The sequence below is a fragment of the Isoptericola sp. NPDC057653 genome (assembly GCF_042799955.1).
Lineage (GTDB): Bacteria > Actinomycetota > Actinomycetes > Actinomycetales > Cellulomonadaceae > Isoptericola.
Window position 1 is genome coordinate 2,009,727 of record NZ_JBHVHP010000001.1, and the last position, 18,148, is coordinate 2,027,874.

Below are 18,148 nucleotides of genomic sequence, written 5' to 3' on the forward strand. Positions count from 1 at the left end.
TTAGTTCGGGAAGCAGATCGACGGCAGGAGGTCGGCCGGGGCACCCGGCGGGCACGGGTTGAACGTGAAGATCACGAGGGTGCCGAGCACGACGACGATCGTGAACGCCAGGTACAGCAGCACCTTGAGCACGCCGCGCGTCGTGTCGCGCTGGGCGTAGTCGTTGATGATCGTGCGCACGCCGTTGGTGCCGTGGATCATCGCGAGCCACAGCATCAGCAGGTCCCAGACCTGCCAGAACGGGGAGGACCACTTGCCGCCGACGAAGGCGAAGTCGATGGCGTGCACGCCGTCGCCCACCATGAGGTTGACGAACAGGTGCCCGAAGACGAGCACGAGCAGCACGACGCCCGACGCCCGCATGAACACCCAGCTGTACAGCTCGAAGTTGCCGCGGGTGGTCTTGCGACGCGTGTACGGGGACCGCGGGGCGGCGATCGCGGACGGGGTCTGGGTCTGAGCCATCAGTGCCCACCTCCGAAGACGTTCATGAGGTGCCGCGGCAGGAAGCCGGCCATGGTCACGACGAACAGGCCGACGACGACCCAGAGCATGGCCTTCTGGTACTTCGGGCCCTTGGCCCAGAAGTCGACCAGGATCACGCGGATGCCGTTGAACGCGTGGAAGACGATCGCGGCCACGAGGCCGGCCTCCCCGAGTCCCATGATCGGCGTCTGGTACGTCCCGATCACGGCGTTGTAGGCCTCGGGCGACACCCGGACCAGCGCTGTGTCCAGGATGTGCACGAGCAGGAAGAAGAAGATGAGCACGCCGGTCACGCGGTGCGCGACCCAGGACCACATGCCTTCACGGCCGCGGTAGAGCGTGCCAGCAGGTGCTGTAGGCACGGGGGGAGCCTCCGTTGGCGGATTCTGTGTGGATTCCGTTCACGGCCACTGTAGTGACATCCGGTCGGCTCCTGGCGCACGAGATCCGGCAAACCGGGACGCCCCGGGGCGTTTCGTGACCCATCCCACAGGGTTGACGTCGCGCGAGCCGCCGCCGTCAGCACGCGTCACTATGCTGCGGACATGACTTCCCGACCCGTCCCCGGGTTCTTCGCCGTGGTCCCGGCGGGGGGCGCGGGCACCCGCCTGTGGCCGCTGTCCCGGGCGGGCGCGCCCAAGTTCCTGCACGACCTCACCGGCGCCGGCCGCACCCTGCTGCAGGGCACGGTCGACCGGCTGCAGCCGCTGACCGGCCCCGGCGGGGTGGTCCTCGTCACGGGGGAGCAGCACGTGGCCGCGGCGCGCGAGCAGCTCCCCGAGCTCGGCGACGACGCCGTGCTCGCCGAGCCGTCCCCGCGCGACTCGATGGCGGCCATCGGCCTCGCGGCCGCCGTGCTCGAGCAGCGGCACGGGGACGTCGTCGTCGGCTCGTTCGCGGCCGACCAGGTCGTGTCCGGCTCGGCGGCCTTCGACGGCGCCGTGCGGGAGGCGGTCGAGGCCGCGCGCGCGGGCTACGTCGCGACGATCGGGATCGCGGCCTCGCGCCCGTCCGTGGCGTTCGGCTACGTGCGCAGCGGCGACCCGCTCGGCGTCGAGGGCGCGCCGAGCGCGCTGCACGCGCGCGGCTTCACCGAGAAGCCGGACGCCACGACGGCCCGGGCGTACGTGGCCTCCGGCGAGTACCGCTGGAACGCCGGCATCTTCGTCGCCCGCTCGTCCGTCCTCCTCGGGCACCTCGCCCGCCTGCGGCCCGCCCTGCACGACGGCCTGCGCACGGTCGCCGCGGCGTGGGACACGCCGCGGCGCGCCGAGGTCGTCGCCCAGGTGTGGCCCGGCCTGGAGAAGATCGCGATCGACCACGCCGTGGCCGAGCCGGTGGCCGCCGAGGGCGGCGTCGCCGTCGTGCCCGGCACGTTCGGCTGGGACGACGTCGGCGACTTCAACTCGCTCGCGGCCCTCCTGCCGTCGGACGACGACAGCGGGTCCAAGGTGCTCGGCGACCCCGCCGACGTCGTGCGCGTGCAGTCGGCCGGCTCGGTCGTCGTCCCCGGCGGAGACCGCCTCGTGACGCTGCTGGGCATCGACGACGTCGTCGTGGTGGACACCCCGGACGCCCTGCTCGTCACCACCCGGGCCCGCGCCCAGCAGGTGCGCAGCATGGTGGACGCCGTCCGCGCCCAGGGGCGGGAGGACCTGCTGTGAGCGCGGGGGAGCGCCTCGACGCCGCCGTGGCCGCCCTCGAGGCGGAGCTGATCGACGTCCGGCGCGACGTGCACGCGCACCCGGAGCTCGCGCGCGAGGAGGTGCGCACCACCGCCCTGGTGGCCGACCGGCTGCGCGCCGCCGGGCTCGAGCCCCGCCTGCTGGAGGGCACGGGGCTCGTCTGCGACATCGGGCCGGAGCGCTCGGCCGACGGCCGCGGCCGGGTGGCCCTGCGCGCCGACATCGACGCGCTGCCGCTCGACGACTCCTGCGGGCTGCCGTTCCGCTCCGTGGTGCCGGGCGTCGCGCACGCCTGCGGTCACGACGTGCACACCACCGTCGTGCTGGGCGCCGGCCTCGCCCTGGCGGCGCTGGCCGACGAGGGCCTGCTCGAGCGCGGCGTGCGGCTCGTCTTCCAGCCGGCCGAGGAGGTCATGCCGGGCGGCGCGCACGACGTCATCGCCCAGGGCGTGCTCGACGGCGTGGACCGCATCGCGGCCGTGCACTGCGAGCCCAAGCTCGACGTCGGGCAGATCGGCACCCGCATCGGGCCGATCACGTCGGCGTCGGACACCGTGACGGTGACCCTGTCGTCGACCGGCGGCCACACCTCGCGCCCCCACCTGACCGGCGACGTCGTGTACGCGCTGGGCCAGGTCATCACCCAGGTGCCCGCCGTGCTGGGCCGGCGCCTCGACCCGCGCTCGGGCGTGAACCTCACGTGGGGCGCCGTGCACGCGGGCAACGCGCACAACGCGATCCCGGCCACGGGCACCGTGGGCGGCACGCTGCGCTGCCTCGACGTGCGCGCGTGGGAGCGGGCGGGCCAGGTGCTGCACGACGCGGTCGAGCAGGTCGTGGCCCCGTACGAGGTGGACGTGACGGTGCGGCACGCGCGCGGCGTCCCGCCGGTCGACAACGACGCGGCGGTGACGGGCGCGCTCGAGGCGGCGGGGGAGGCGGTGCTCGGGCCCGACGGCGTGGTGCTCACGGAGCAGTCGCTGGGCGGCGAGGACTTCGCCTGGTACCTCACCAAGGCGCCGGGGGCGATGGCGCGGCTGGGCACCGCGACGCCGGGGGAGCGGCGCTACGACATCCACCGCGGCGACCTGGTGGTCGACGAGCGGTCGATCGCCATCGGGGCCCGCCTGCTGGGACGTTTCGCGTTGCAGCCCTGAGGCACCGGAAAGTTGCCTGCGTGTTCCCGTCAGGTGCCGCGTCGATACCGCTTCGGTAACGACTCCTGCAGGTTCACCGCTTGCGGTTCTCGGCGCGGTCGCCGATGACTAGGCTCACGTCGGTGACGGGCCGGACGATCCTGGCCCGACGATCGATCGACAGGAGCGACAGGTGAAGAGAGCGATCCAGCTCACCGCCCTCGCCGGCGTCGCCGCGCTCGCGCTGGCGGCCTGTGCGGAGGCCCCGGAGGAGTCCGGCGGGTCGGGCAGCGGCACCGCCGCGGCGAGCGACTTCAAGCCGTGCATCGTCTCGGACCAGGGTGGGTTCGACGACAAGAGCTTCAACCAGCTGAGCTTCGAGGGCGCGCAGCAGGCCGCCGAGGAGCTCGGGACCAAGCTCGTCTCGGTCCAGTCGCAGTCGGAGAGCGACTTCAAGCCGAACCTCGAGTCCCTCGTCGGGCAGAACTGCAACACGATCGTGTCGGTCGGCTTCGCGCTCTCCGCCGCGACCATCGAGTCGGCGAACGCCAACACGGAGACCGAGTACATCATCGTCGACGACGCCGCGGACGCGGACTTCGACGGCAAGACGGACGCCCCGAACATCAAGCCGCTCCTCTACGACACCGCGCAGGCCGCGTTCCTCGCGGGCTACCTGTCGGCGGGCTACTCGGAGGCGGGCAAGGTCGGCACCTTCGGCGGTCAGCCGTACCCGACCGTGACCATCTTCATGGACGGCTTCAAGCAGGGCGTCGAGTACTACAACGAGACCAAGGGCACCAAGGTCGAGGTCGTCGGCTTCTCCGGTGGCGAGGAGGGCTCGTTCACGGGCGGCTTCGAGGCCAACGAGACCGCGAAGACCACGGCGCAGAACATCATCGACCAGGGCGTGGACGTGCTCCTGCCCGTCGGTGGCCCGATCTACCAGTCCGCCATCGCGGCGATCCAGGACTCCGGCAAGGACATCGCCCTCATCGGTGTCGACGCCGACTTCTACGAGTCCGACCCGTCGACCCAGGACTACGTCCTGACGTCGATCCTCAAGAAGATGGACGTCTCGACGCACGACGCCGTCCTGGCCGCCGGCAAGGGCAGCTTCGACCCGACGACGTACATCGGCACCCTCGAGAACGGCGGCGTCGGCATCGCCCCGCTGCACAACTTCGAGGACAAGGTCGACCCCGCCCTCATGGACGAGGTCAAGGACCTGCAGCAGAAGATCATCGACGGCGACGTGACGGTCAAGTCGTACCTCTCCGGCCAGGAGTGACCGACCGCTCGACACACCGATGACGCTCGTGCGCGGGCCCCGCGGGAACACCCCGGGGCCCGCGCACGACGTATGCGGGGCGGCGACGACGCCGCCCCGGTGAGAGGCTGACGACGGTACGTCGATCCTGGCCACCGACGACTCCTCGACTGATCCTCGAAGGACGAAAGGCAGAGCATGAGGCTCGAGCTACGAGGCATCACGAAGCGCTTCGGCGCGCTCGTGGCGAACGACCACATCGACCTGGTGGTGCAGCCGGGCGAGATCCACTGCTTGCTGGGCGAGAACGGCGCCGGCAAGTCCACCCTGATGAACGTGCTGTACGGCCTGTACCAGGCCGACGAGGGCGAGATCCTCCTGGACGACGAGGTCCAGGCGTTCGAGGGGCCGGGCGACGCGATGGCGGCCGGCATCGGCATGGTCCACCAGCACTTCATGCTCGTCCCGGTGTTCACCGTGGCCGAGAACGTCATGCTCGGGCACGAGTCGACGCGGTCCGGCGGGGTGCTCGACCTGGACAGCGCGCGCAGCCGGGTCACGGAGATCGCGGGCCGGTTCGGCTTCCACGTCGACCCCGACGCGGTCGTCGAGGACCTCCCCGTGGGCGTGCAGCAGCGGGTCGAGATCATCAAGGCGCTGTCGCGCGACGCGGACGTGCTGGTCTTCGACGAGCCGACCGCCGTGCTGACGCCCCAGGAGACCGACGAGCTGATGGCGATCATGCGCCAGCTGCGGGACGAGGGCGCCGCGATCGTCTTCATCACGCACAAGCTGCGCGAGGTCCGGGCCGTCGCCGACCGCATCACGGTCGTGCGACACGGCAAGATCGTCGGCGAGGCCAGCCCCACCGCGACGGACGGCGAGCTCGCCTCCCTCATGGTGGGCCGCGCCGTCGAGCTGACGGTGAGCAAGGACGCGCCGCGCCCCACGGACCACGCGCTCGAGGTCGCGGACCTGCGGGTCGAGGGCTCCGACGGCCAGGTGCTGGTGGACGACGTGACCTTCACCGTCCGCGGCGGCGAGGTGCTCGTCGTCGCCGGCGTGCAGGGCAACGGGCAGACCGAGCTCACCGAGGCGCTGGTCGGCCTTCAGCCCGCGGTGACCGGCAGCGTCCGGCTGGACGGCACGGAGCTCGTGGGCCGGTCCGTGCGCCGCATCCTCGACGCGGGTGTCGGCTTCGTCCCCGAGGACCGCAACGAGGACGGCCTGGTGGGCGAGTTCACCATCGCCGAGAACCTCGTGCTGGACCGTACCGACGGACCGCCGTTCGTGCGGCGCGGGGCGCTGCAGCTCGCCGTCCGCGACGAGTTCGCCCGCGAGAAGGTCGCGGAGTTCGACGTGCGCACGCAGGGCATCGAGACCCGCGTGGGCCGCCTGTCGGGCGGCAACCAGCAGAAGGTCGTCCTCGCGCGCGAGCTCTCCCGCGAGCTGAGCCTGCTGGTCGCGGCCCAGCCGACCCGCGGCGTCGACGTCGGGTCGATCGAGTTCATCCACAAGCGGATCGTCGAGACCCGGGACACGGGCATCCCCGTGGTGGTGGTGTCCACCGAGCTCGACGAGGCCGTCGCCCTCGCCGACCGGATCATGGTCATGTACCGCGGCCGGGTGGTCGGCATCGTCCCGGCGACGACCCCGCGCGACGTGCTCGGCCTCATGATGGCCGGCGTCGCGCCCGAGGACGCGTCGCCGACGGGTCCCGAGAACGAAGGAGACGCGGCGTGAGCGGCGAGACGCCCCGGCCCGACGGCGCGGAGCCGGACGGCACCGCCCCGGACGGCACCGCCCCGGGCAGCCCCGGCACCGAGGGCACCGGCAGCGGGAGCACCGGCACCGAGAGCACGACGAACGGCACCGCGCCCGACCTGGCCGCCGCCGACGTCGACCCCGACTCGCCGCTGGGCGAGGCGATCGACGCGGTCGACGCCGAGGCGGAGCCCGGGCTCGCGGAGGAGCTCGAGCAGGAGGTCGCGCGGGTCGCGGCCCCCGCGGTGGAGGACTCCGGCGACCGGTGGCGCGACGCGATGCGCCGGGCGACGTCCGGTGGCTGGGTCGTGGCGCTCGGCGCCATCGTCCTGGCGATCGTCGCCGGCTCGATCCTCATCATCGTGACCGACGAGAACGTGCTCGCCGCGGCGCCGTACTTCTTCTCGCGGCCGAGCGACACGCTCAGCGCGATCGGCCAGGCCGTGGGCGGCGCCTACTCCGCGCTGTTCCAGGGCGCGGTCTACAACTTCGGCGCGGACTCGTTCGCGCAGGGCATCCGCCCGCTGACGCAGACGCTGACGAACGCCACGCCGCTCATCGCGGCCGGCCTCGGCGTCGCGCTGGCGTTCCGCGCGGGCCTGTTCAACATCGGTGGCCAGGGGCAGATGCTCATGGCCGCGACCGCCGCCGGCTGGATCGGCTTCGGCGTCACCGGGCTGCCGTTCCCGTGGCACATGCTGCTGTGCCTCGTGGCCGGCATCGCCGCGGGCGCCCTGTGGGCCGGGATCGCCGGCCTGCTCAAGGCACGCACGGGCGCTCACGAGGTGATCGTCACGATCATGCTCAACTACGTGGCGTTCTACCTGCTGTCGTACTTCCTCGCGACGCCGGGGCTCATGCAGGCCCCGGGCTCCGCGAACCCGAAGACGCCGCCGATGCAGGACTCGGCCGTGCTGCCGCCGCTGCTCGGCCCGTCGTACAACCTGCACTGGGGCTTCGTGCTGTCGCTCGTCGCCGTCGTCGGCGTGTGGTGGCTGCTCAACCGGTCCAGCGCCGGCTTCGCGTTCCGCGCGGTGGGGGAGAACCCCAAGGCCGCGCGGGTCGCGGGCATCGACGTCTCGCGCACCACGGTGCTCGTCATGCTCTTCGCCGGTGGCCTGGTCGGTCTCGCGGGCGTCCAGCAGGTGCTGGGCACCGTGACCACCGGCTTCAGCGTCGACATCGACGCGGGCATCGGCTTCGACGCGATCACCGTCGCGCTGCTCGGTGGCTCGTCGCCGTGGGGCGTGCTCGGCGCCGGCATCCTGTTCGGCGGCTTCAAGGCCGGCGGCTCGGCGATGCAGGCCGCGCAGGGCATCCCCATCGAGATCGTGCTCGTCGTGCAGTCCCTGATCGTGCTGTTCATCGCGGCGCCGCCGCTGGTGCGGGCGATCTTCCGGCTGCCGCAGCCCGACCGCACACCCCGCCGGCGTGAGACCCGCCGCGACCGCCGCCGCGCCGCGGCCGCCGCCACCGAGGAGGGACGGGCATGACCGCCACGACCGTCGACGCGGCGGGCCCCGCCGCCACCGAGTCCGCGCCGCGCACCGTGGCCAGGGTGTCGTGGAAGGCCGTCGTCGGCCTCGCGGTCGTCCTCGCCCTGTACGCGCTGCTCCTGCTGCTGGCGCCCCACGAGGGCGACGCGCGGTTCGCGCTCTCGACCAGCAACGACTTCGTCGTCCTGCCCACGATCGTGGTGCCGGCGCTGCCGACCGCGTGGGCGTGCGGGGCGATCGGGCTGCTCGTGCTGCTGTTCGCCGTCGTCCGCACGCGCGCCGGTCGGAGGGTGCCCGCCTGGGCCATCGCGGTCTTCGCGGCCGCGCTGCTGGTGGGCTTCCTCGCCTGGGCCGCCGCGGGCAGCCCGCGCGACCTGTCGGTCGTCGGCCTGCTGGGCGGCGCCGTCGGCCTCGCCGTGCCGCTCGTGTACGGCGCCCTCGGCGGCGTCGTGGGCGAGCGCGCCGGCGTCGTGAACATCGCCATCGAGGGCCAGCTGCTCGCGGGGGCGTTCGTCGCCGCGATCGTCGGCTCGCTGACGAACAGCCCGTGGGCGGGCCTGTTCGCCGCCGTGGTCGCGAGCGCGCTGGTGGCGCTCGTGCTGGGCGTCTTCACCATCACCTACAAGGTGAACCAGGTGATCGTGGGCGTGGTGCTCAACGTGCTGGTGATCGGCCTGACGAGCTTCTTCTACTCCGAGGTGCTCGTCCCCAACGCCGAGACGCTCAACTCGACCACCCGCTTCGAGCGCCTGCCGATCCCGCTGCTCTCGCGCATCCCGATCATCGGGCCGGTCCTGTTCAACCAGACCATCGTCGTGTACCTGATGTTCGTCGCGGTCGCCGCGGTCTGGTACGCCCTGTTCCGCACCCGCTGGGGGCTGCGCGTCCGCGCGGTGGGCGAGCACCCGAAGGCGGCGGACACGGTCGGCATCGACGTGCTGCGCACCCGCTACCGTGCCGTGCTCATCGGCGGCGCCGTGGTCGGCTTCGGCGGCGCGTTCTACACCGTGGTGTCGATCAACCAGTTCGGCCGCGAGATGACGGCGGGCGCGGGCTTCATCGCCCTCGCCGCGGTCATCTTCGGCAAGTGGGACCCGTTGCGGGCGGCCCTCGCGGGCCTGCTGTTCGGCTTCGCCACGAACCTGCAGAACGTGCTGTCCGTGGTCGGCTCGCCCGTGCCGAGCCAGTTCATGCTGATGCTCCCGTACGTGGTGACCCTGCTGGCCGTGGCCGGCCTGGTCGGCAAGTCCCGGGCGCCCGCGGCGTCGGGCACCCCCTACACCAAGGAGTAGCCGTGCCCGAGCCGTCGATCGACTGGGACGCCCTGCGCGCCGCGGCGCGCGACGTGGTCGGCCGCGCGTACGCGCCCTACTCGGCGTTCCCCGTGGGCGCCGCGGCGCTGGTCGACGACGGCCGGGTGGTGGTGGGCTGCAACGTGGAGAACGCCGCCTACGGGGTGACGCTCTGCGCCGAGTGCTCGCTGGTGTCCGCGCTCGTCACGGGCGGGGGCGGCCGGCTGGTCGCCTTCACCTGCGTGGACGGCGCCGGCGAGCTGCTGATGCCCTGCGGGCGGTGCCGCCAGCTGCTGTGGGAGCACGGCGGACCGGCGCTGCTCGTGGAGACCGCGCGCGGCGTCGTGCCGATGACCGAGGTGCTGCCGGACGCGTTCGGCGCGCCCGACCTGGACCGGCCGCGCACCAGCGAACGAGAGGGCAGCGGAGCATGAGCACCACGCCGGGGAACGAGCCGTTCGACGCCGTCGACGTCATCCGGACCAAGCGGGACGGAGGGGCGCTCGAGGCCGCGCAGATCGACTGGGTCGTCGACGCCTACACCCGCGGCGCCGTCGCGGAGGAGCAGATGTCGGCCCTCGCGATGGCGATCCTCCTGCGGGGCATGACCCGGCCGGAGGTGGCGCGCTGGACGGGTGCCATGATCGCGTCCGGCGAGCGGATGGACTTCTCCGGCCTGTCGCGCCCCACGGCGGACAAGCACTCCACGGGCGGCGTGGGCGACAAGATCACGCTGCCGCTCGCGCCCCTGGTGGCGTCGTTCGGCGTGGCGGTGCCGCAGCTCTCGGGCCGCGGGCTGGGCCACACCGGCGGCACGCTGGACAAGCTGGAGGCGATCCCGGGCTGGCGCGCGGCGCTGAGCAACGCGGAGCTGATGGACCAGCTCGAGGACGTCGGCGCGGTGGTCTGCGCGGCGGGGGCGGGCCTGGCCCCTGCGGACAAGAAGCTCTACGCGCTGCGCGACGTGACGGGCACGGTGGAGTCGGTGCCCCTCATCGCGAGCTCGATCATGAGCAAGAAGATCGCGGAGGGCACCGGCGCGCTCGTGCTCGACGTCAAGGTGGGCTCCGGCGCCTTCATGAAGGACCTGGCCGCCGCCCGAGAGCTCGCCCGCACGATGGTCGACCTCGGCACGGACGCCGGGGTGCGGACCGTCGCGCTGCTCACCGACATGCAGGTGCCGCTCGGGCGCACCGCGGGCAACGCGCTCGAGGTCCGAGAGTCGGTGGAGGTGCTCGACGGCGGCGGCCCCGCCGACGTCGTCGACCTCACCGTCGCGCTGGCCGTCGAGATGCTCGCCGGAGCGGGCCGACCCGTGCCGGAGGCCGAGGTGCGCGCGGCGCTCGCCGACGGGCGCGCCAAGGACGTCTGGCGCCGCATGATCGCCGCGCAGGGCGGCGACCCCGACGCGCCGCTGCCGGTCGCGGCGCACCGCCGGGACGTGGTCGCGGACCGCGCCGGGGTCGTGTCGCGCCTCGACGCGTACGCCGTCGGCCTCGCCGCGTGGCGGCTCGGCGCGGGCCGGTCCCGGCGCGAGGACCCGGTGCAGGCCGGCGCCGGGGTCGAGATCCACGCCCGGCCCGGCGAGCGCGTCGACGCCGGGCAACCGGTCCTCACGCTGCACACGGACACCCCCGAGCGCTTCGACCGCGCCCTGGCCGCCCTCGACGGGCAGTGGGCGGTCGACGACGCGGCGGGGGCGCCGGCCGCGCTCGTCCTGGACCGGATCGGCTGAGCCGGACGGCGGGGGCGGAGGCGGTGCCGGGCACGGTGGCGAGCCTGCCGGGGCGGCTGTGCGTCAGCGACGCGCTCGCCGCGGTGGGCGCGTTCGCGGGCGCGCCGCCGGCGACGCCGCCCGCGGGGCGGTTCGCCCGGCCGGCCGTGCCGCCCGACCTCGCGCCGCCGCTGGCGGACCTGGTGCCGGCGGCGCGGGCCTGGGTGCTCGACCCGCTCGGCCGCGACGCGCCGATGCCGGCGCCGGGGCGCCCCCGCGCCCTCACGCTGCCGGCGGCCGAGGGCGTGGTGGCGCCCGCGCGGCAGGTCGACGAGCGCAGCTGCGGCCCGGCGGTGCTCGCGCTGCTGCGCCTCGCCGGCGACCCGCGCCGCGCGCTCGAGCTGAGCCGGTGGCCCGAGGGGGCCGCGGCGGCGTTCGCGGCCCAGCAGCGGGCCCTGCACCGGCAGGCGACCCACGGCGCACGTGGCGTGCCCGTGTGGCCGGCCGCCCTCGGCACGCCGCCGTGGGGCGCCGCCCGGGTCGCCCGGTACGGCCGGGTGCGGTACGCGCACCGCGTGGTGGGCGGCCGGTCCGCGCCCGGCGTCCTCGGCGCGGCTCTGGCCGCCGCGGCCGCCGGCGTGCCCGTCCCGCTCTACACGGGCGGCGACCTCGCCCGCGGCGCGGCGACGGCGGTACCCCGCCACGTGGTGCTGCTCACCGCCGTGCGCGGCGGGCTGGCCACGCTCTACGAGCCGTCGTCCGGGCGCCTGCACGCCGTGCCGCGGGCGGCCCTCGAGGCGGCCGGCGGCACCCGTCGTGCGCCCGCGACCGGGCGCCTGCCGGAGGCCGCGCTGGGCGGCTGGCCCCACGTGGTGTGGGCGCTGCTGCCCCGCGACGCACCGCGGCTGACCGGTCGCGCCGGGCTCCTCTGGCGCGCCACCCGGGGCGGGGTCACGATGGGTGGGCGCACCGCCGTCGAGCGAAGGAGGAGCTCCATGAGCACCGTCCCGGAGGACGCCCGGCAAGACGCCGGCGCACAGGGCACGGACGACACGACCAGCCTGGTCGAGGACGCCGAGACCACCGAGCAGGAGCCCCGCGCGGCCGAGGAGTACCGCCCGCGGCACGCCCGCCCGGACCTCGACGACGAGGCCGCGGAGGCGGACGTCGTGGAGCAGAGCCAGGAGGTGCCGGGGCTCGACGATCCCGACGCCGACGACGACGCCTGACGGCCGGTAGGTTGGCCCCATGACGCAAGCGCTCGTCGACCTGATCCCGGCCCTGCCCAAGGTGCTCCTGCACGACCATCTCGACGGAGGACTGCGACCGCAGACCGTCCTCGAGCTCGCCGCGGAGGTGGGCCACGAGCTCCCGGCGTCGGACGCCGAGTCGCTCGGGACGTGGTTCGTGGAGGCCGCGGACTCGGGGTCCCTGGTGCGGTACCTGGAGACGTTCGACCACACGATCGCCGTCATGCAGACGGCCGACGCCCTGGCCCGGGTCGCGCGGGAGGCCGTGCTGGACCTGGCCGCGGACGGCGTCGTGTACACCGAGCAGCGCTGGGCCCCCGAGCAGCACCTGGGCCGCGGGCTCAGCCTCCAGGAGACGGTCGAGGCCGTGCAGGCGGGCATCGACGAGGGCATCCGCGAGGCCGCCGCCCGCGGGCAGATCATCCGCGTGGGCCAGCTGGTCACCGCCATGCGGCACACCGACCGCTGGCAGGAGATCGCCGAGCTCGCCGTCGCGTACCGCGACCGCGGCGTCGTGGGCTTCGACATCGCCGGCCCGGAGGACGGCTTCCCGCCGTCGCGCCACGCCGAGATCTGGCGCTACCTCGCCGAGCAGGACTTCCCGACCACGATCCACGCCGGCGAGGCGGCCGGCCCGGCGTCGATCGCCCAGGCGGTGCACCTGGGCCAGGCCGACCGGATCGGCCACGGCGTGCGCATCGTGGAGGACATCACCTTCCACGAGGGCTTCGACGACGACGGCGAGCGGCGCGCCGAGCTGGGCCGCCTGGCGCACTGGGTGCGCGACCACCAGATCACGCTGGAGGTCTGCCCGGTCTCGAACCTGCAGACCGCGGCGACGACGGCGACGTCGGTGGCCGACCACCCCATCACGCGCCTCAAGGAGCTGGACTTCGCGGTCACGCTCAACACCGACAACCGCCTCATGTCGCGCACCTCGATGTCGCACGAGATGACGCGGCTCGTCACCGAGGCCGGCTGGACCATCGACGACCTCGCGGACGTCACGCTGACCGCCGCGTGGAGCACGTTCATGCACCACGACGAGCGCCGCGCCCTCGTCGACGACGTCATCCTGCCGGGCTACCAGCAGGTCGAAGGAGCGCAGCGATGAGCGACGCAGCCCGCACCGTCCCCACCGACGCGGCGGCCCTGGCCCAGTTCGTGGACCACACGCTGCTCAAGCCCGAGGCGACGACGGCGGACGTGACGGCGCTGGTCGAGGAGGGCGCCCGCCTCGGCGTCTTCTCGGTCTGCATCTCGCCGACGTTCGTCGCGCACGCCGCCCGCGTCGCGGCGGGCCGGATCGCCGTGGCGACGGTGTGCGGCTTCCCGTCGGGCAAGCACGTCAGCGCGGTGAAGGCGGCGGAGGCCGCCCGGGCGGTGGCCGACGGCGCCGACGAGGTCGACATGGTGATCGACGTCGGGGCGGCCAAGGAGGGCGCGTTCGACGCCGTCCGCGCCGACATCGCGGCCGTGCGGGCGGCCGTTCCCGCCGAGCACCTGCTCAAGGTCATCATCGAGGCCGCGGCGCTGACGGACGACGAGATCGTCGCCGTCTGCCGGGCGGCGCGGGACGCGGGCGCCGACTTCGTGAAGACCTCCACGGGGTTCCACCCCGCGGGCGGCGCGTCCGTGCACGCCGTCGCCCTGATGGCGGAGACCGTGGGCGACGCCCTGGGCGTGAAGGCCTCGGGCGGGGTCCGCACGCTGGACGACGCGCTCGCCATGATCGGCGCCGGCGCCACACGGTTGGGCCTCTCGGGGACCGCGGGCGTGCTCGCGGGCTTCTCCGGCGAGGCCCCGGCCGCCGGCGGCAGTGGCTACTGAACCCCTCGTCGAGGTCAGCGACGCGACCCGCACCCACGGCACCGTGCAGGTGCTCGGGCCGACGTCGCTGACGCTCGGCCCGGGGGAGGCGGCCGCCGTCGTCGGCCCCAACGGCAGCGGCAAGTCGACGCTGCTGCGCCTGGTCGCCGGCAAGGACGAGCCGACGTCCGGGCGGGTGCGGGTGCTCGGCCTGCCCGCCGGGCAGGCGCGCCTGCGCCGTCGCGAGGACGTCGCGGTGCTGCTCGGCGGGCTGTCCGCGTACCCGGACCTCACCGTCGCCGAGCACCTGCGGCTCGTGGCGTCGGCGTGGGCGGGTCGGCACCCGGGTCCCGACGTCGAGACCGCCCTCGCGGCGGCCGAGCTCGACCGCGTCCGCGACCAGCTCCCCGGCGAGCTGTCCTCGGGCGAGGGACAGATGTTCGCCCTCGTGACCACGCTGTACCGGCCCGCCCGGCTCGTGCTGCTCGACGAGCCGGAGCAGCGCCTCGACGCCCGCTGGCGCGCCGTCGCCCGCCGCCTCGTCGCGGGGGCGCTCGACGCCGGCCGCGCGCTGCTCGTCGCGACCCATGACCCGGACCTGCGCGCGGACCTCGCGCACCGGGGGCGCGCGGTCGAGCTCGCGGCGCCGGGGCCCCGGTGACGGGCGCGACGACGGACCCCAGGACCCGCTCGGGCGCGGGCGCCGCGACGTGCGAGCGGTCCCCGCGGTGAGCGTCGCCGACGCGGGGCACGTGGACGACGGCTCCCGCGTGCCCTACCGCCGCTGGCGCCGCTGGGTGGCGTCGCTGCGCCGCCGGGCGGTCGTCGTGCGGGCCGCCGAGAGCGGCGGGGACCCGCACGACCGGGTCTACTTGGCGTACGGCGTGGTGCTCCTCGCGCTCGTGTACGGGCCGATCCTGTGGTCCGCGCTCGTCCAGGCCGCGGCCGCGGTGGCGTGGCCCGCGGGGGCCGGGGGCGTGGTGTCCGCGGTCGCCGGGGGCGCCCTGGCGCTGGGCGCGCTGGGCGCCGGCGGGATCGCGGCGGCGCGCGGGGGCGGCCCGCTGTGGACCAGCCCCGCGGAGGCCACCTTCGCCCTGGGCGGCCAGTTCGCCCCGCACGACGTGCTGCGCCGCCGCGCGGCCTGGCTCGTGGCGGGCGCGGCCGCCGTCGGGGCGTTCGTCGGCAGCGCCGTGGCCCAGGGCGCGGTCGGCGGGGGCACGGCGGGCGGCGTCGCGTCCGCCACGCCGCTCGCGGGGGCCGCCGCCGCGCTGCTCGCGCAGGTGCCCCTGGCCGTGGGCGCCGCGGCGCAGGTGCCCGGCCGCGCGCGGGCGGCGACGGCGGTCACGGCGGGCCTGCTGGTCCTCGGCGCCGGTGGTGCCGTGGCGGCGGGCGCCGGAGCGGGGGCCGCCCTGCCCCAGGTTCCCGGTGCGGCCACGGCCGCGGGTGCCGTCCTGGCCGGGCTCGTCGGCCTGGCCTGTGCGGCGCTCGTGCTGCGGGTCCTGCCCGACGGGGTCGACGTGGACCGCGCCGCCGCGGGCCAGGCCCGCACCGTCACGGCCGTGCGCGGTCTGGTGGGCGGCGAGTCGGGCGCCGTGGGGGACGTGCTCGGCCCCCGCGCGTACGCCGGCCGCGCGGCCACGCTCCCGCGGTGGCTGGCTGCCCGGGCGCCCCTGGTGGCCCGCGACCTGCTGGGGCTGCGCCGGCGCCCCGCCGCGCTGGCCGGCTCCCTCGTGGCGGGGTGCGCGGGGGCGCTGCTCGTGCGGCTGGGGGCGGACGGCGGCCCGGCGCTCGTCACCGTCGTCGGAGCGGCAGCCCTCTACGCGGCCTCCCGGACGTGGGCCGACGGCCTGCACGCCTACGCCGCCCAGCCCCAGCCGGGCGCCCTCCTGCCCGGGACGACGACGGCTGCCGTCGTCGGCCACGCGGCGGTGCCGGGGGCCGTCGGGCTGCTGGCCGCCGTCGTCGGGACGGTCGTCGGGCAGGTCGTGGGCGGCGGCGGGGCGGTGGAGGCGGACGCCGCCCTCGTCGTCCTCGCCGTCGTCGTGACCGCGCTGGGGGTGCGCGTCTGGGTGGCGGGTGCCACCGCCGCGCCGCCGGGGCTGTTCACGCCGATGATGACGCCGAACGGCGACATGTCGATGCTCGTCCTCGGCGCCTGGTACCTCCGGGGCTGGCTTGTGGTCGCCGCCGCGGGGTGGCTGCTGCACCAGGCCGGCTCCGCGGGCTCCCCGGGCACGGCGTCCGTCGTGGCGGTCGCCCTCGCCGCGGGCCTCGTCGCGGCCGCCGTGCGCCGGTTCGCGCGCGCCTGACGCGCCGCCGTCGCGTACCGGTCGCGGTCCGCGCCGATCCGGCAGAGGCTCGACCCGAGGCCCGCGGACCGGGCCGTCGCGCCGACCGGAGGGACCGCGGGTGTACTACAGCAACGGCAACTACGAGGCCTTCGCCCGACCGCGCAAGCCGGCGGGGGTGGACGACAAGACGGCGTGGCTGGTGGGCGCGGGGCTCGCGTCCATGTCGGCGGCGGCGTTCATGATCCGCGACGGGCAGCTCGCGGGGGAGCGGATCACGATCCTGGAGCGGCTGCGGCTGCCCGGCGGAGCGCTCGACGGCATCAAGGAACCGAAGAAGGGGTTCGTCATCCGCGGCGGGCGCGAGATGGAGGACCACTTCGAGTGCCTCTGGGACCTGTTCCGGTCGGTGCCGTCGATCGAGGTCGAGGGCGCGTCGGTGCTCGACGAGTTCTACTGGCTCAACAAGGACGACCCGAACTTCTCCCTCCAGCGCGCCACCGTGGACCGCGGCCAGGACGCGCACACCGACGGCCTGTTCGCGCTGTCGGAGAAGGCGCAGAAGGACATCGTGAGCGTCTTCCTCGCCTCCCGCGAGGAGATGGATGGCAAGCGGATCGACGAGGTCTTCGGCCGTGAGTTCCTCGACAGCAACTTCTGGCTGTACTGGCGCACCATGTTCGCCTTCGAGGAGTGGCACAGCGCGCTGGAGATGAAGCTGTACATCCACCGCTTCGTGCACCACATCGGCGGGCTGCCGGACTTCTCGGCGCTGAAGTTCACCAAGTACAACCAGTACGAGTCGCTGGTGCTGCCGCTGTACCGGTGGCTGCTCGACCAGGGCGTGACGTTCCGCTTCTCCACCGAGGTCACGGACATCGACTACGCGGTCGCGCCCGGCGACGACGGGGTGAGCCGCAAGGTGGCGACGCGCATCCACTGGGTGTCCGACGGCGAGGCCGGCGGGGTCGACCTCGGCGAGGACGACCTGGTGCTGGCCACCATCGGCTCCCTCACGGAGAACTCCGACAACGGCGACCACCACACGCCGGCCCGCCTGGACACCGGCCCGGCGCCCGCGTGGGACCTGTGGCGCCGGATCGCGGCGAAGGACCCCTCCTTCGGGCACCCGGACGTGTTCGGCGGCGACGTCGCGGCCACGAAGTGGGAGTCGGCCACCGTCACGACGCTCGACCCGCGCATCCCCGGGTACATCCAGAAGGTCTGCAAGCGCGACCCGTTCAGCGGCAAGGTCGTGACCGGCGGCATCGTCACGGCGAAGGACTCGAGCTGGTTGCTGAGCTGGACGGTCAACAGGCAGCCGCACTTCAAGCAGCAGCCCGCCGACCAGGTCGTGGTGTGGGTGTACTCGCTGTTCGTCGACCGCCCGGGCGACTACGTGGAGAAGCCCATGCAGGAGTGCACCGGCGAGGAGATCACCCGGGAGTGGCTCTACCACCTGGGCGTGCCCGTGGACCAGATCGACGAGCTCGCCGCGACGGGGGCGAGGACGGTGCCGGTGATGATGCCGTACGTGACGTCGTTCTTCATGCCGCGGCACGCGGGCGACCGGCCGGACGTGGTGCCCGAGGGCGCGGTGAACTTCGCCTTCATCGGCCAGTTCGCGGAGACGAGTCGGGACTGCATCTTCACCACCGAGTACTCGGTGCGCACGGGGATGGAGGCCGCGTACCGGCTGCTCGACGTCGAGCGCGGCGTGCCCGAGGTGTTCGGCTCCACCTACGACGTGCGGACGCTGCTCAAGGCCACCAGCCGGCTGCGGGACGGCGAGGAGGTGGACCTGCCGGGGCCGCGGTTCCTGCGCGAGCGGCTGCTGCGGCGGCTCGACGGCACGCAGATCGGCGAGCTGCTCACCGACTTCGGGCTCGTCCCGGAGCTGGGCGGCACCGCCCGGCGGGAGCGCCTGGACGACGCCGTCGAGTGAGCGCCGACCGGGA

Annotated in this window: 16 protein-coding genes; 14 read left to right on the plus strand and 2 right to left on the minus strand. The window is 74.6% G+C overall.

Going from position 1 to position 18,148, the window contains the following annotated elements; all coding sequences use genetic code 11:
• Both ACFU9A_RS09120 and sdhC read right to left on the minus strand, forming a co-directional pair.
• Window positions 1–465 carry a succinate dehydrogenase hydrophobic membrane anchor subunit gene (locus tag ACFU9A_RS09120; RefSeq protein ID WP_430574913.1) on the minus strand — a complete coding sequence of 155 codons (465 nt, stop codon included), beginning with the start codon at window positions 463–465 and terminating at the stop codon, window positions 1–3.
• Window positions 465–848 (minus strand): succinate dehydrogenase, cytochrome b556 subunit, encoded by a 384-nt coding sequence (gene sdhC, locus ACFU9A_RS09125; protein WP_416342102.1) that lies wholly within the window; start codon window positions 846–848, stop codon window positions 465–467. The genes ACFU9A_RS09120 and sdhC overlap by 1 nt, the downstream gene beginning before the upstream one ends.
• A gap of 183 nt (window positions 849–1,031) precedes the next feature.
• On the opposite strand from sdhC, the gene ACFU9A_RS09130 reads away from it, so the two are divergent.
• The 14 genes from ACFU9A_RS09130 (at window position 1,032) to ACFU9A_RS09195 (ending at window position 18,135) form a co-directional block, all read left to right on the plus strand.
• A complete protein-coding gene (locus tag ACFU9A_RS09130; protein WP_430574914.1) occupies window positions 1,032–2,150 on the plus strand; it encodes a mannose-1-phosphate guanylyltransferase in 1,119 nt (372 codons plus the stop codon).
• Complete coding sequence (locus tag ACFU9A_RS09135; RefSeq protein WP_430574915.1) at window positions 2,147–3,328, plus strand: amidohydrolase; 1,182 nt, start codon at window positions 2,147–2,149, stop codon at window positions 3,326–3,328. The genes ACFU9A_RS09130 and ACFU9A_RS09135 overlap by 4 nt, the downstream gene beginning before the upstream one ends.
• Window positions 3,329–3,500: 172 nt before the next feature.
• Window positions 3,501–4,598 carry a BMP family protein gene (locus ACFU9A_RS09140; protein WP_430574916.1) on the plus strand — a complete coding sequence of 366 codons (1,098 nt, stop codon included), beginning with the start codon at window positions 3,501–3,503 and terminating at the stop codon, window positions 4,596–4,598.
• A 177-nt stretch (window positions 4,599–4,775) separates the two neighbouring features.
• Window positions 4,776–6,320 carry an ABC transporter ATP-binding protein gene (locus tag ACFU9A_RS09145; RefSeq protein ID WP_430574917.1) on the plus strand — a complete coding sequence of 515 codons (1,545 nt, stop codon included), beginning with the start codon at window positions 4,776–4,778 and terminating at the stop codon, window positions 6,318–6,320.
• Window positions 6,321–6,460: 140 nt separating this feature from the next.
• Window positions 6,461–7,834: an ABC transporter permease gene (locus ACFU9A_RS09150; protein ID WP_430575365.1), complete on the plus strand. Its 1,374-nt coding sequence runs from the start codon at window positions 6,461–6,463 to the stop codon at window positions 7,832–7,834.
• A complete protein-coding gene (locus ACFU9A_RS09155) occupies window positions 7,831–9,129 on the plus strand; it encodes an ABC transporter permease (protein ID WP_430574918.1) in 1,299 nt (432 codons plus the stop codon). The genes ACFU9A_RS09150 and ACFU9A_RS09155 overlap by 4 nt, the downstream gene beginning before the upstream one ends.
• Window positions 9,130–9,131: 2 nt before the next feature.
• Window positions 9,132–9,563, plus strand: coding sequence for a cytidine deaminase (locus ACFU9A_RS09160; RefSeq protein ID WP_430574919.1), 432 nt, complete (start codon window positions 9,132–9,134; stop codon window positions 9,561–9,563).
• Window positions 9,560–10,864, plus strand: a complete 1,305-nt coding sequence (locus ACFU9A_RS09165; RefSeq protein WP_430574920.1) for a thymidine phosphorylase — start codon at window positions 9,560–9,562, stop codon at window positions 10,862–10,864. The genes ACFU9A_RS09160 and ACFU9A_RS09165 overlap by 4 nt, the downstream gene beginning before the upstream one ends.
• Before the next feature lie 35 nt (window positions 10,865–10,899).
• Window positions 10,900–12,072: a hypothetical protein gene (locus ACFU9A_RS09170; protein WP_430574921.1), complete on the plus strand. Its 1,173-nt coding sequence runs from the start codon at window positions 10,900–10,902 to the stop codon at window positions 12,070–12,072.
• A 19-nt stretch (window positions 12,073–12,091) separates the two neighbouring features.
• Window positions 12,092–13,207 carry an adenosine deaminase gene (locus tag ACFU9A_RS09175; RefSeq protein WP_430574922.1) on the plus strand — a complete coding sequence of 372 codons (1,116 nt, stop codon included), beginning with the start codon at window positions 12,092–12,094 and terminating at the stop codon, window positions 13,205–13,207.
• The gene (gene deoC / locus ACFU9A_RS09180; RefSeq protein ID WP_430574923.1) at window positions 13,204–13,923 is read left to right on the plus strand and encodes a deoxyribose-phosphate aldolase; all 720 of its coding nucleotides are present in this window, start codon (window positions 13,204–13,206) and stop codon (window positions 13,921–13,923) included. The genes ACFU9A_RS09175 and deoC overlap by 4 nt, the downstream gene beginning before the upstream one ends.
• Complete coding sequence (locus tag ACFU9A_RS09185; protein ID WP_430574924.1) at window positions 13,913–14,563, plus strand: ATP-binding cassette domain-containing protein; 651 nt, start codon at window positions 13,913–13,915, stop codon at window positions 14,561–14,563. The genes deoC and ACFU9A_RS09185 overlap by 11 nt, the downstream gene beginning before the upstream one ends.
• Window positions 14,564–14,630: 67 nt before the next feature.
• Complete coding sequence (locus tag ACFU9A_RS09190; RefSeq protein WP_430574925.1) at window positions 14,631–16,211, plus strand: hypothetical protein; 1,581 nt, start codon at window positions 14,631–14,633, stop codon at window positions 16,209–16,211.
• Window positions 16,212–16,311: 100 nt separating this feature from the next.
• The gene (locus ACFU9A_RS09195; protein ID WP_430574926.1) at window positions 16,312–18,135 is read left to right on the plus strand and encodes an oleate hydratase; all 1,824 of its coding nucleotides are present in this window, start codon (window positions 16,312–16,314) and stop codon (window positions 18,133–18,135) included.
• The last annotated feature ends 13 nt before the right edge of the window (window positions 18,136–18,148 follow it).

Bases quoted from the DNA above. Each gene is read 5' to 3' on its own strand.
- deoC (WP_430574923.1), top strand. From the start codon at position 13,204: ATGAGCGACGCAGCCCGCACCGTCCCCACCGACGCGGCGGCCCTGGCC.
- ACFU9A_RS09165 (WP_430574920.1), top strand. From the start codon at position 9,560: ATGAGCACCACGCCGGGGAACGAGCCGTTCGACGCCGTCGACGTCATC.
- ACFU9A_RS09155 (WP_430574918.1), top strand. From the start codon at position 7,831: ATGACCGCCACGACCGTCGACGCGGCGGGCCCCGCCGCCACCGAGTCC.
- ACFU9A_RS09130 (WP_430574914.1), top strand. From the start codon at position 1,032: ATGACTTCCCGACCCGTCCCCGGGTTCTTCGCCGTGGTCCCGGCGGGG.
- ACFU9A_RS09120 (WP_430574913.1), bottom strand. From the start codon at position 465: ATGGCTCAGACCCAGACCCCGTCCGCGATCGCCGCCCCGCGGTCCCCG.
- ACFU9A_RS09145 (WP_430574917.1), top strand. From the start codon at position 4,776: ATGAGGCTCGAGCTACGAGGCATCACGAAGCGCTTCGGCGCGCTCGTG.
- ACFU9A_RS09175 (WP_430574922.1), top strand. From the start codon at position 12,092: ATGACGCAAGCGCTCGTCGACCTGATCCCGGCCCTGCCCAAGGTGCTC.